Below are 13,256 nucleotides of genomic sequence, written 5' to 3'. Positions count from 1 at the left end.
TTCAACGGTTGGAACCGGGCAACTGTTCCAACCGTTGATCACGACGAATCTTGACCTGCATTCGGAACCAGCCCAAGCCCACAGGCAAAGCAGCAGCAGCTGGAAGAAGCGACCAGAGCGGGCGGGCACTGGCACCCACAATCGCGGTGGCCAAAGCCAGGCATCCAAGCAACACCGATTGGCCGATCGATTGCTGGGCCAGGGCCATCCGGCGGAACTGACGATCCGATTCGCCCAGCCGCACCTGGAGCTGAAGATCCCCCTGCTCCAAGCGTTCCAGGCTTTCATCCAAGCGCCTCGGGAAGGCCGCAGCGCGGCTGCTGAGGGCCCCGACCTGACGGCCGAGTTCGTTGAACAGATCGTTGCTGCCGGAGCCGCTGGAGGTCATGAGTGGAAGGAGATAAGGCTTGGCGATCGCCACCAAGCTAAAAGCGGGATCAAGGCTGCGGCCAACACCCTCGAAGGTGGACAACGCCCGCATCACAAAGATCAGCTCAACCGGCAGACGAAAGGGCTGGCCATAGACCAGGTCGTAGAGATCGCCGGAGAGTTTGTCGATCACGTTGGCCGTGAAGGGTGGGGTGAGAGCCTCCTGCAGCATCAGCCGCACGAGACGGCGCACCGGACCAACATCAATGCCACCGGAGATCACACCAGCCGCCTGCATCTCCTCCACCAATGCCGCTGAATCCCTCGCAGCAGCAGCCCGGACCATGGCTCCCAGACGTCGACGCAAGCCGTCTGACAACAGCCCCATCATCCCGAAGTCGTAGTAGATGAGCGCTCCATCACTCGCCACGGCGAGGTTGCCGGGATGGGGGTCGGCATGGAAGAAACCAAACCTCACCAACTGCTTGAGATAACTGGCTGCACCCACCTCAGCCACCGCGGCCGGATCAACGCCGGCTTCGAGCAACGCCTCACGGTCGTTGACCTTGATGCCGGGCAGGTAGTCGAGGCACAGCACACGGCGCGTGCTCAACTCCCAGACCACACCGGGGATCCTGATGCGTTCGTCATCCAGAAATTGCTGACGAAAACGAGCGGCGTACTGCGCCTCAACGCGGAAATCGAGCTCACGCAGCAGCACACGTCGACATTCCCGTGCCATAGCCGGCCAATCCCGACCACGCCCCCAACTGGGATTGCGTTGCAGCACAGCTGCCACCTGCTGCATCACCTCCAGATCAAGGCGAAACAGGCGATCGAGCCCAGGGCGCTGCACCTTGAGCACCACCTGCCGGCCACTGCGCAGGCTGGCGCGATGCACCTGGGCCAGCGAGGCTGCACCCAGGGGCTCGGGATCCAGATCGATCACCTCGGCACAGCGCAGCCCCAGCTCTCGCTCGAGCACGGTCTGCACCTGATCAAAACTGAAGGCCGGAACGCTGTCTTGCAGCGCTGCCAGCTCGGCCACCCAGCCCGCGGGGAGGATGTCTGGGCGGGCGGAGAGCAGTTGCCCCAGCTTGATGAAGGCGGAGCCCAGAGACAGCAACTCAGCCGTCAACCAACGGGCTCGCTGTTGCTGACGGCGGGCACGACGCTCAGCGGTGACACCACCGCGGTAGGTCCAGGACTGGCCATCCCACCAAAGCAACAGCAGCAGCATCAGGACAGCGCGCCAGATACGGAGCGCTCGCAGCAGTCCCAGCATCAGGGACGCGCCTCGATCGCTTGGCTCAGATCAGCCACCTTGGCCCGAAGACGATCGATCACCGCCTGAGGACTCTCCGGCGGTTCCGACGAGGACGCCCCATCCGTGCTCATCGGAGCCGAATCACCCCGTTCGATCCGTTCCGCCTCAGCACGCACCTCGTCTTGAAACAGATCCCATTCCTGGCGCAGCCGTTGCGGGGCATCTTGCGCCAACACCGCCAACTCGGCGGCCGCGTCCGCAAAGCCGTGACCAAGGCGCGCACTGATGCGGTTCACCGTGGCGCGTATCAAGGCCTCGGACGAGCCCATGGACCGATTGCAGACAGCTTCAACTGTGGCAGATCCAACCGGAGATCAGGGCTGAGGCGGGGTCATGGGCTCAATGGCTTCGAAAAAGGCTTCCGCGCCAGGCGGCAGCACCAAAGGGTCCGGCTCAGCCACCAACACCGGTGAATCACCGCCTGGAACAACAACAGCAGGCATCACCTCAATGGACTCCTCAGGAAGCACCAGGGCATCAGCGTTGCTGTCATCAAGCTCAGGTCCAGGCTCCTGGGCGGATGAAGGGGCGGGTCCGTTGTCGCCCTCCATCTCGGGGGCAATGGTTTGGGGGTCCGACCAGGCTGGGGCCGTCCAGACCTGGGGTTCGGGCGTCTGCAGCGCCACATCGGGTTTGGGTGTCTCCTTGACCACTGGTTTGGCCGCTGGCTGGGCCGGTCGGCTCGCAGCCTCCAAGGCTGAGACATCCACTTGCAGGGATGGATCCTCGTCACTGAACCGGGCCCGAATCTCCTGCAGGGAATCCCCTGGAAACGCAAGTGGTGTAAAGGCCTCAGGGACAGGGTCCTGAGCATTGGTCTGCAGTGTCAGCACCCGCTCGGCGATGCCGTAACCAAGGGCGAAACAACAACCAGCCACCAGTGGGCCCACCCAGAAACGTGCCTTGGTCTCAACGGGAGCGTCAGGGGAGCTGGAATTGTCCACGGATGGGTCTGACGGAGACTCGGATTGTGACAGGGATCCAGGACAGAAGCTTCAGGTGGTGTAGTCGGCGTTGATGCGCACGTACTGATCCGAAAGGTCACATCCCCAGGCCTGACCACAACCGGAACCATGCCCCAGGCCGAGGCGAATCGGAACATGGTCCTGCCTCAGAACGTTGCTGGCTGCAGCGCGATCAAAGGCCACGGGTTGACCGGCCGCCATCAGTTGATGTGGACCAATCCAAAGAGCAACCGCATCCGGATCGAAAGACACGCCAGAGCGGCCTGCTGCCGCCACGATCCGCCCCCAGTTCGGATCCCGGCCATGGACCGCTGTCTTCACCAGAGACGAACCACAGACCGTACGCGCCACCTGCAATGCCGCAGCCTCGTCAACCGCACCCTCCACCTTCACTTCGATCAGACAGGTCGCCCCTTCGCCATCCCGGGCAATGGCCTGAGCCAGCTGCTGCATGGCCTGGGTGAGGCCCTGTTCGAGAACGGCATGGTGTTGTTGGGCCAGCGCTGGGCCTGCCGCGAAGGCCAGAACGGTGTCATTGGTGCTGGTGTCTCCATCAACCGTGATGGCGTTGAAGGAACGCTGCACCGCACGCTGCACCATCCCCTGCCAAACGCCCGCATCGACGCCGGCATCACAACTGAAAAAGCCGAGCATCGTGGCCATGTCGGGGTGAATCATTCCCGAGCCTTTGGCCATCCCTCCGATGCGCACCCGGCGCCCCTCCAGTTCCAGTTCGAGCGCCACCTGCTTGTCCACCAGATCGGTGGTGAGAATGGCGTTGGCCGCCGCATCGCCACCCGCGTCATCCAAGGCCTCCACCAAAGGAGCCAACCCAGCCAAAAGGGTGGGCATCGGAATCGGCACACCGATCACACCGGTGGAGCAGATCAACACCGACTCCGCATCAACGCCGAGCTGATCCGCTAGCCCCTGGGTGGCGCGCTGGCTGTCGACCAGACCGCGATCTCCGGTGCAGGCATTGGCCTGACCGGAATTGATCAACACGGCACGGGCCTGACCGCCTTGGCTCACAAGACGATCACGGCAGAGATCAACACAGGCCGCCCGCACCACGGAGGTGGTGAAGGTACCGGCACAAACCGCCGCCTCCGGGGCCAGAACCAGGGCCAGATCAGGCTTACCCGAGGGCTTCAGGCCGGCAACGATGCCGGCCGCCTGGAACCCATGCGGTGCCGTCACACCACCCTGGATCGGTTGCCAAGAAGAAGCCATCGCCACCGCTGATCCGCCGCGAGACACTGGGTGCATCCTGCTCCGACACCATGGCGCCTGGCGAGCCGTTCTCGCAACGACGCATCGGACTCACGGGCGGGATTGCAAGCGGCAAAAGCAGCGTGGGCCATTGGCTGGCGCAGCAAGGGCTGCCGGTGTTGGATGCGGATCAATTCGCCCGAGAGGCCCTTGCACCCGGTTGCCCCGCCACGAACAGCGTGATGCAGCGGTACGGCGCTGGAGTCCAGGCTGAAGGGGGCGCAGCCGTCGACCGAGCTGCCCTAGGTCAGATCGTGTTCCAGGACCCCGCGGAACGACGGTGGCTCGAGCAACTGATTCACCCGATCGTGCGGGAGCGCTTCGACCAAGCACTCAGCCTCCATGCCAAGACCCCAGCCGTTGTACTGATGATTCCGCTGTTGTTCGAAGCGGGGCTGGAGTCGCTCTGCAGCGAAATCTGGCTGGTCGACTGTGATGCATCGCAGCAACTCGAACGCTTGATCGCGCGGGACGGGCTGAATCCTGACGCTGCTCAAGCCCGCATCGCCGCCCAATGGCCCCTGAGCCGCAAACGGGGCTTGGCAGATCACGTGATTGCCAATCGAGGCCAACCCAGCGCGTGGCAGGCCCAGGCCTTGGGTCTGCTGAACGCAACGGCGCCAGCAGATCCTGGTTAGCCGTTTCGCCCGCTGTCGGCACGGAACCACTTGGTGATCACCCATTTGTGACCCGCCTCCACCGGCAAGGCCTCATGCAGCGTGAAGGGGTTGGGAGTGCCATCGGCCTGGAGGTTGTTCCAGGCCAACGCCAGGCCGGGCACCGGCGAAAAGGAGCGGCCCAGGCGGCGGAACAACGTCTCTCCACCCCGTTCCACAGGGTTGAGATAAACCATCACCGTCCAGGTGCGTTGCCCACCACTGTCGGTGTGGGTGGCGTATTCCTCCGTCCCCGGCGCAAACCAATCCGTATGTTCCTTGAAGTATTCGCCGGGGTCATAGCGCTGCCCCTGAATCGGTTCCGAGAGGCGCGGATCCACGCCGAACAAGGCCGCAAAGCGCTGATCGAGGCTCGCCGCCAGCTGGGGATGGTTCTGACGCAAATGACAGGTGCGACTGGTGCGGTAATCGCTGCTGCCATGGGTGACCGTTGACGGCTGCAATGACCCGTTGATGGCGTCGATCACCTGCTCGCATTCCTCGCGGCTGAGCAGTCCTGGCAGCTCATAGACCTGGGCCAATGAGGTAACCAACCGCCAGGCGCGAGGCCGGTGCTCCGGCCGGGTGATGGGGGCCTCGAACCAGGCGAGCCAATCGGGCGATGGTGAGTCCGTGACTGTGAGCCCACGGGACGACGAATCGAGAACTGCCGCAATCGCCTCTTGCGCAAACCCCTGGTCGAGGGCCCGCTGCTTCAAGCCTTCAGGATCACAGCCGCGATCCCGGTTCTGCAGCAGCCATTCCTTCCAGGCATCGGGAATGGCTGCCGCTCCGCTCATCAACCCTTGAGCTTCTTGCTCAGAATCTGGTTGGCGAGCTTGGGATCCGCCTTACCGCCGGTCTTCTTCATCAACTGTCCAACGAAGAAGCCCTGCAGCTTGGTCTTACCGCCGCGGAAGGCCTCCACCTCATCAGGATGGGTCCCCAGCAGCTCATCAACGATGGCTTCGATCGCCGCCGGATCGCTGATCATGCCGAGACCGCGCTCGTCGACGATCGCCTTGGGTGAGCCGCCTTTCTCAAGCAGCTCCGGAAGGATCTCCTTGGCGATCTTGCCGCTGATCTTGCCGCCATCGATCAGTTGGACCATCTCAGCCAACTGCTCCGGCCGGAAGGGCAGTGCGGCATAGCTGAGTCGATTGCTATTCACATGGGCGGCGATGTCGCCGGTAATCCAGTTCGCCGCAAGCTTGGCGTCAGCGCCGGCACCCACCACGGCCTCGAAATAGTCGGCCATCGGTCGCTCATCAGTGAGCACCCGCGCGTCGTACTGGGAGAGACCCAGCTCATCGGCGTAGCGATGCCGCTTGGCCGACGGAAGCTCAGGCAATTCAGCGCGCCAGGACTCCCGCTGATCCGCGCTCACCTCAATCGGGCCGAGGTCGGGATCCGGGAAGTAGCGGTAATCGCTGGCGCCTTCCTTGCTGCGCATGCTCTTGGTGAGCTGCTTGCCCTCATCCCAGAGGCGGGTCTCCTGAACGATCGGCTCACCGGTTTCGTAGGCCTTGATCTGACGCTTGATCTCGTACTCGCAGGCCTTTTGGATGGCCGAGAACGAGTTCATGTTCTTGATCTCCACCTTCGTGCCGAAGGGCGCATCCGGCCCCCGTCGCACGGAGATGTTGACGTCGCAACGCAGGGATCCCTCCTGCATGTTGCCGTCACTCACCCCCAAATACCGCATGATCCGGCGGATCTCCGAGGCGTACTCCGCCGCTTCACGGCCGGTGCGCAGGTCCGGCTTGCTGACGATTTCCGCCAAGGCCACACCGGCCCGGTTGTAGTCCACGAGCGAATGGGTGGAACCCGCCAGGCGGTCACTACCGGCATGCACCAACTTGCCGGCGTCCTCCTCCATGTGCAGTCGTTCGATGCCGATTTTCTTGAGATAGGTGTCCTTTCCCTTCTCCGCCACTTCCACCTCGATCCAGCCCTCCTCGGCGATCGGCTGGTCGTACTGAGAGATCTGGTAGTTCTTCGGCAGATCGGGATAAAAGTACTGCTTGCGGTCGAACTTGCTGTGTTCGGCGATGTTGAGGTTCAGCGCCATCGCGGCCTTCACCGCATACTCGAGCACCTTCTGGTTCAGCACCGGCAATGTGCCGGGCAGACCGCACACCACCGGGTCGATGTGGGTGTTGGGGTCATCACCAAAGGTGGTGGACGCTGCCGTGAAAATTTTGCTGTCCGTTCCCAGCTGCACGTGGGTCTCGAGACCGATCACGGCCTCCCAGGCCGTTTGGGTTGCTGCGTCGGCCATGCGCCCGTGATGTGAAGCAGATTCCGGGATCCTATGGAATCAGGATGAAGCCCTCTCCTGACAGCATGACCAGCAAGGGCCTTTCTTGCGCATGACTGCCGCCTCTGCCTCAGCCGTCTGTGTTTTGGGCGGGGGACTGATGGGCTTAGCCGTTGCCCATCAGCTGGCCCGTCGGGATCAGCGCGTGACCGTGATCAGCCGCCGCCGCAGCGAAGCGGCAGGCTTTGTGGCTGCAGGGATGCTGGCGCCCCATGCCGAAGGCTTGAGCGGCAACCTGTTGGAGCTGGGTCAAGCCAGCCTCGCGCTGATCCCCCGCTGGGTGGCGCAGATCGAGGCGGACAGCGGCCTGAGCTGCGGCCTGCGCACCAGCGGCATCGTGGTGCCGTTCCGAACAGCGACCGAGCGGGACGCTTACCCCACCGCCAGCCTTGGGCAAACCCTGGACCGCACCGGCCTTGAGCGGGAAGTCCCAGGTTTGGGGCCGGAGTGGAGCACCGGGCTGCTGTTCGAGCAGGACGGCCAGATCGACAACCGCAGGCAGTTGATGCGGGCCCTAGAGCGGGCCTGCGTGTCCCTGGGCGTGCAGTTCATGGAAGGAGCCGAAGTGCTTGATCTGGAGCGGGAGTCCGCCGGACAGCTCTGCGGCATCCATTTGCGCAGCGCCGAAGGAGAACAGCAGCAACTGCGCTGCCAGCAAGCGGTGCTCTGCAGTGGCGCCTGGAGCCAACAACTGGTGCCGCAACTGCCCGTGTTCCCAGTGAAAGGGCAGATGCTGTCGCTGCAGGGTCCGCGGGAGGCACTGAAGCGGGTGATCTTCGGCCCCGGCACCTATCTGGTTCCACGCGAAGACGGATTGATCGTGGTGGGGGCCACCAGCGAACGGGAGGCCGGATTTGCCGAAGGCCTCACCCCTGATGGCCAGAAACAACTACAGGCGGGCATCGCCAGCCTGCTGCCAACAGCGGCCACATGGCCCCCGATGGAGCGTTGGTGGGGGTTCCGGCCCTGCACGCCCGATGAAGGCCCCTTGCTCGGCCCTGGTCCGCTACCTGGTTTATGGCTGGCCTGTGGGCATCACCGCAATGGCGTCCTGCTTGCCGCCATCACGGCTGAGCTCACGGCCGGCGGCGTCATGAAAAAAGCCCCCAACGCCGCCGAAGAGGCGTTGTTGGGGGCTTTCCGCTGGAACCGGTTCGAAAACTGAGCGATCAGCCTTCGACGCGCCACTCCTGATCGGAAGGAGACCAGTCGTTCAGCTCAGAGGCTTCAAACCAGAGGCCGATCTCGAAGGCAGCGGTTTCCGCAGCATCGGAACCGTGGATGACGTTGCGGCCGATGTTGACGGCCAGATCGCCACGAATGGTGCCGGGCTCAGCCTCGAGGGGCTTGGTGGCACCGATCAGCTTGCGGGCACTGGCGATCACACCATCGCCTTCCCAGACCATGGCCACCACGGGGCCGGAGGTGATGAAGTCGACCAGACCAGCAAAGAAGGGACGCTCCTTGTGGACGCCGTAGTGCTGCTCAGCCAGAGCGCGGCTGGGGGTGATCTGCTTCAGACCCACCAGCTTGAAGCCCTTGCGCTCAAAGCGGCCGAGGATCTCGCCCACCAGGCCGCGCTGGACGCCGTCGGGCTTGATGGCGATGAACGTGCGTTCGGCCATGGATTGGTGTGAATAAAAAGCGCCGCCATCGTCAGTGCTGGCCACCCCGCTTGGCAAGCACAGGCCTTGGGCAGCGCAGGGAATGTCCCTAGATTCCGGCCATTCACTTCAAGCAGACGCAGGTGTCAGACAGCGAACACTGGTCGATTCAGGACAGTGCTGCGCTGTACGGCCTCGACCGCTGGGGCGATCCGTATTTCTCCATCAATGGGCGCGGCCACATCAGCGTTCAACCCCAAGGGGATCGCGGCGGCAGCATGGACCTGGTGGATCTGGTGTCGGAGCTGAAAAGCCGCAACCTGGCGCTGCCGTTGCTGATTCGCTTCGACGACATCCTCGAAGACCGTTTGGAGCGGCTCCACGCCGCCTTTGAACGCGCCATCGCGCAGTACAGCTACCCCGGCCGGTATCAAGGCGTCTTCCCGGTGAAGTGCAACCAGCAACGCCACGTGGTGGAGGAGTTGGTGAGCTGCGGCAAGCGCTGGAACTTCGGTCTGGAAGCAGGAAGCAAAGCGGAACTGCTGATCGCCCTCTCGCTGCTGGACGACCCCGAGGCGTTGTTGATCTGCAACGGCTACAAGGATCGGCTCTACATCGAGACAGCGATCCTGGCGCGACGTCTTGGACGGCAACCGGTGGTGGTGATTGAACAGCCGGATGAAGTCGACCGGATTATTGAAGCGAGCAAAAGCCTGGGAGCAGCGCCCTACATCGGTGTGCGGGCCAAGCTCTCCAGCCGCAGCACGGGGCGTTGGGGCAGCTCCGTCGGCGACAAGGCCAAATTCGGCCTTTCGATTCCCGAGTTGCTGGCCACAGTGGAGCGGCTGCGGGAGAACAACCTGCTCCCCGATCTGCGACTGCTGCACTTCCACATCGGCAGCCAGATCAACGACATCGCCGTGCTCAAGGACGCCCTCCAGGAGGCGGGGCAGATCTATGTGGAGCTCACCCGACTGGGGGCTCCGATGGGGTTCCTGGATGTGGGTGGTGGACTCGGCATCGACTACGACGGCAGCCGCACCGCATCAGCGGCATCCACCAACTACTCGCTGCAGAACTACGCCAACGACGTTGTGGCAACAGTGCGGGAATGCTGCGAACCCAATGGTGTGGCCGTGCCCACGCTAGTGAGCGAAAGCGGCCGCGCCATTGCCAGTCATTTCTCCCTGCTGGTGTTCGACGTGCTGGGAAGTAGCGCGTTACCGGCATCGGTTCCCAAGGCCAGCGGAGATGAACCACTCACCGTTCGCAACCTGCGGGACACCCTCGCCACCATTGAGGAGTTATCGGTGGCAGCGGATGCGCAATTGGTGCGTCTGCAGGAAGCCTGGAACGACGCCTTGAAGTTCAAGCAGGATGCGCTCGCCGCATTCCGGCTCGGGTACATGGGGCTGCCCGACCGCGCCACCGCTGAACAACTGACGTGGGCCTGTGCTGATGCGATTGCGCAGCGACTGCCCAAGGATCAAGCCATCCCGGAAGAGCTCGCAGCCCTCAACAAGGCATTGGCGGGAACGTATTACGCCAACCTGTCGATCTTCCGCTCAGCACCCGACACCTGGGCCATCGACCAGCTGTTTCCAGTGGTGCCCATCCAGCAGCTGGATCAACGACCGACCAGACTGGCCAACCTAGCCGACCTCACCTGTGATTCCGATGGTCGTCTGGATCGCTTCATCGGAGACGGACAACCCAAACAGCTGCTAGAGCTGCACGAACTCGACGGCAACAACTCCTATTTAATCGGCCTGTTCCTAAGCGGTGCATATCAGGAGGTGATGGGCAATCTGCACAACCTGTTCGGCACCACCAACGCCGTGCACATTCGCCTCAGCCCCGGCGGTAGCTATCGCATTGACCACGTCGTGCGGGGTGACACCAATGCCGATGTGCTGGAGGCCATGGAGCACGACCCCCGTGCCTTGCTGGAGCGGCTGCGGGTGGCGGCGGAAGCGGCCATCAACAACGGCCAGCTGCGCATCGACGAGTCACGCAGGCTGCTGGATCACCTCGAAAGCAGCCTGCGACAGACCACCTACCTTCAGGACTGAGCCAACGCTGCCGCCAGCTCGGAGCGAGCGGACTCAAGCGCAGCAGGGAGGGCAGCACCATCGCGTCCCCCGGCCTGGGCCAGGTTCGGGCGTCCACCGCCACCACCGCCGCACTGTTTGGCAATACCGCCGATGAACTTGCCGGCCTGGAGCTTGGCAGCGATCACCTGCTTGCCGAAGGCCGCCACCAGGATCACCTTGCCCATGTCGCCAGGATCCGGCAGACCGCCGATCACCACGGCCGCACCATCCCCCAGCTGATCCGCCAGGCTCTGGGCTGCACCCTGCAAGCCAGCACCATCCACGCCGTCGAGGCGTTCCACCAGCAGTTGGAAGTCGCCCACGGCCTCGGCCTTAGCGGCCAGAGCGCCGGCTTTCGCCACCGCCAGTTCCGCCTGAGCCACAGCCAGCGCCTTGCCGGTGGCCTTGAGCTCCTCCTGAAGGGCCGCCACACGATCCACGATCTCGGCCGGCTGGGCCTTGAAGCGATCCCCCAGCTGCTTCACCACTGCATCGCGCTCGTTCAGATACGCGAGCACAGCGGGACCAGCGACGGCTTCAATCCGGCGGATACCGGCCGCAACGCCACTTTCCGCCACGATCTTGAACAGGCCGATCTCAGCGGTGTTGGCCACGTGGGTGCCGCCGCAGAGCTCCATCGACACACCGGGCACGTCGACCACCCGCACCACATCGGCGTACTTCTCACCGAACATCGCCACGGCACCGGCCGCCTTAGCCAGATCGATCGCCATCTCCTGCACCTGGAGCGCATGGGCCTCATTGATCCAACCGTTGATCAGGGTTTCAACCTGCTGCAACTGATCCGCCGTCACCGCCGTAGGGCAGTGGAAGTCGAAGCGCAGGCGATCGAAATCCACCAGTGATCCGGCCTGGCCGATGCCTGGATCCACCACCTGCTTGAGCGCTGCTTGCAGCAGGTGGGTGGCAGTGTGATTCGCCTGGGCCCGACGCCGGCAGGCACGGTCCACCTGGGCCTTCACGGTGTCGCCCAAGGCGAGCTCGCCGCGTTCCACCCGCCCGGCATGGACAAAAACATCGCGGCTGCGGCTCACCGATTCGATCCGAACAATCAGATCGCTGCCCGCAAGCACGCCGCGATCGCCCACCTGACCGCCGCCTTCTCCATAGAACGGCGTGGTGTCGAGCACCACCTGAACCGCATCACCCGCCTTGGCGGTGCTGGCTGGTTCACCGTTCACCACCAACGCCTGCACACAGGAAGCGTGATCGAGGGCTTCATAGCCCTCGAAACAGGTGGCCGCCTGATCCGCCACCACCTGGTCGATCGCATCCTGCAGGGTGAGGTCGATGCTCACCGCGGCCGCCTTGGCCCGCTGGCGCTGTTCCTCCATCGCCGCCTCGAAGCCATCGAGGTCAACGGCCAGGCCCTGCTCCTCGGCGATCTCCTGGGTGAGCTCCAGCGGAAAGCCATAGGTGTCGTACAGCTCAAAGGCTTGGGCACCGCTGATCTGGGTGGGCTTGGAGGCCAGCACCTCCGCCAGCAACTTCTCACCGCGCTCGAGGGTCTCGAGGAAGCGGGCTTCCTCCCGCTGGAGTTCGGAAAGGATCACCTCCTGGCGCTCGATCACGCTGGGGTGTGCACCCTTCAAAAGGGCAATCGCCGCCTCGCCCATCGTGACGAGGAAAGGTTTGTCGATGCCCAACAGGCGGCCATGGCGCACCACCCGGCGCAGCAGACGCCGCAGGATGTAGCCGCGGCCCAGGTTGCTGGCGGTGACGCCATCGCAGATCAGCTGCGTCACCGCACGGCTGTGGTCGCCGATCACCTTCAACGACGTCTTGCCCTTGTCGTTGAGCTGGTGGTAGTCGACCCCCGCCAGATCCGCAGCCGCTTGGATCAGCGGAAAGATCAGATCGGTTTCGTAGTTGTTGGGAACCTTCTGCAGAATCTGGGCCATCCGCTCGAGGCCCATGCCGGTGTCGATGTTGCGGTTGGCCAGCGGCGTGAGGGTGCCCTCCGCGTCGCGGTTGTACTGCATGAACACCAAGTTGTAGAACTCGATGAAACGGTCGTCGTCCTCGAGATCGATGCCCTCATCACCGAGCTCGGGTTTGAAGTCGTAATAGATCTCCGAGCAGGGGCCACAGGGGCCGGTGGGGCCGGAGGCCCAGAAGTTGTCGGCCTCATCCATGCGGATGATCCGCTTGGGGTTCACCCCCACCACATTGCGCCAGATCTGCTCGGCTTCGTCGTCTTCCCGGAAGACGCTCACCACCAGGTTCTTGGGGTCGATGCCGTAAACGCAGGTGCTGAGCTCCCAGGCCCACTCAATCGCCTGCTGCTTGAAGTAATCCCCAAACGAGAAGTTGCCGAGCATCTCGAAAAAGGTGTGATGCCTGGCCGTGCGCCCCACGTTCTCGATGTCGTTGGTGCGGATGCACTTCTGCGAACTGGTAGCCCGGGGCCCGGGTCGCTCCTGCTGGCCCAGAAAAACCGGCTTGAACGGCAGCATTCCCGCAATGGTGAGCAGCACCGTTGGGTCTTCGGGAATCAACGAGGCGCTGGCCATCCGCTTGTGGCCGCGCTCGGCGTAGAAGTTGAGGAAAGCCTCACGGATCTCCTCCCCACTGCGCGGTGCAGACGCTGCAGAAGACGACGATGCGGCGGCAACCATGACAGGAAAGG

11 protein-coding genes are annotated in these 13,256 nt (G+C 63.5%); 3 read left to right on the top strand and 8 right to left on the bottom strand.

Annotation, left to right across the window (positions count from 1 at the left end):
- Position 1: 1 nt before the first annotated feature.
- The 4 genes from DXY03_RS07660 to argJ are packed head-to-tail and all read right to left on the bottom strand — an operon-like array spanning position 2 to position 3,894.
- On the bottom strand, positions 2-1,654 hold the full coding sequence (locus DXY03_RS07660) for an AarF/ABC1/UbiB kinase family protein (protein ID WP_115009873.1): 1,653 nt from the start codon (positions 1,652-1,654) through the stop codon (positions 2-4).
- Positions 1,654-1,965 (bottom strand): hypothetical protein, encoded by a 312-nt coding sequence (locus tag DXY03_RS07655; RefSeq protein ID WP_115009872.1) that lies wholly within the window; start codon positions 1,963-1,965, stop codon positions 1,654-1,656. Before DXY03_RS07655 ends, DXY03_RS07660 begins: the two co-directional genes overlap by 1 nt.
- Before the next feature lie 45 nt (positions 1,966-2,010).
- Positions 2,011-2,640 carry a hypothetical protein gene (locus tag DXY03_RS07650; RefSeq protein ID WP_115009871.1) on the bottom strand — a complete coding sequence of 210 codons (630 nt, stop codon included), beginning with the start codon at positions 2,638-2,640 and terminating at the stop codon, positions 2,011-2,013.
- A gap of 51 nt (positions 2,641-2,691) precedes the next feature.
- Complete coding sequence (gene argJ, locus DXY03_RS07645; RefSeq protein ID WP_244272352.1) at positions 2,692-3,894, bottom strand: bifunctional glutamate N-acetyltransferase/amino-acid acetyltransferase ArgJ; 1,203 nt, start codon at positions 3,892-3,894, stop codon at positions 2,692-2,694.
- 50 nt (positions 3,895-3,944) lie between these two features.
- On the opposite strand from argJ, the gene coaE reads away from it, so the two are divergent.
- Positions 3,945-4,571, top strand: a complete 627-nt coding sequence (gene coaE, locus DXY03_RS07640; RefSeq protein WP_115009869.1) for a dephospho-CoA kinase — start codon at positions 3,945-3,947, stop codon at positions 4,569-4,571.
- Here coaE and DXY03_RS07635 read toward each other — a convergent pair.
- The gene (locus tag DXY03_RS07635) at positions 4,568-5,389 is read right to left on the bottom strand and encodes a 2OG-Fe(II) oxygenase (RefSeq protein ID WP_115009868.1); all 822 of its coding nucleotides are present in this window, start codon (positions 5,387-5,389) and stop codon (positions 4,568-4,570) included. The genes coaE and DXY03_RS07635 overlap by 4 nt on opposite strands.
- Positions 5,389-6,870, bottom strand: a complete 1,482-nt coding sequence (gene gatB, locus DXY03_RS07630; protein WP_115009867.1) for an Asp-tRNA(Asn)/Glu-tRNA(Gln) amidotransferase subunit GatB — start codon at positions 6,868-6,870, stop codon at positions 5,389-5,391. The genes DXY03_RS07635 and gatB overlap by 1 nt, the downstream gene beginning before the upstream one ends.
- Positions 6,871-6,961: 91 nt before the next feature.
- Between gatB and thiO the strand changes: the two genes are divergently transcribed.
- Positions 6,962-8,074: a glycine oxidase ThiO gene (gene thiO, locus DXY03_RS07625; RefSeq protein WP_115009866.1), complete on the top strand. Its 1,113-nt coding sequence runs from the start codon at positions 6,962-6,964 to the stop codon at positions 8,072-8,074.
- A gap of 4 nt (positions 8,075-8,078) precedes the next feature.
- Here the strand turns inward: thiO and ndk are convergent, their stop codons facing one another.
- Positions 8,079-8,534 carry a nucleoside-diphosphate kinase gene (ndk, locus tag DXY03_RS07620; protein WP_025362563.1) on the bottom strand — a complete coding sequence of 152 codons (456 nt, stop codon included), beginning with the start codon at positions 8,532-8,534 and terminating at the stop codon, positions 8,079-8,081.
- A gap of 122 nt (positions 8,535-8,656) precedes the next feature.
- Between ndk and speA the strand changes: the two genes are divergently transcribed.
- Positions 8,657-10,585 carry a biosynthetic arginine decarboxylase gene (speA, locus tag DXY03_RS07615; protein ID WP_115009865.1) on the top strand — a complete coding sequence of 643 codons (1,929 nt, stop codon included), beginning with the start codon at positions 8,657-8,659 and terminating at the stop codon, positions 10,583-10,585.
- Here the strand turns inward: speA and alaS are convergent.
- On the bottom strand, positions 10,576-13,245 hold the full coding sequence (alaS, locus tag DXY03_RS07610; protein WP_115009864.1) for an alanine--tRNA ligase: 2,670 nt from the start codon (positions 13,243-13,245) through the stop codon (positions 10,576-10,578). The genes speA and alaS overlap by 10 nt on opposite strands.
- Between the last annotated feature and the right edge of the window lie 11 nt (positions 13,246-13,256).

The sequence above is a fragment of the Synechococcus sp. N5 genome (assembly GCF_900473925.1).
In the GTDB taxonomy this organism is placed as follows: Bacteria; Cyanobacteriota; Cyanobacteriia; order PCC-6307; family Cyanobiaceae; genus Parasynechococcus.
Note: the sequence above shows the minus strand (reverse complement) of the source record. Positions and strands in the feature narration are given on the sequence as shown.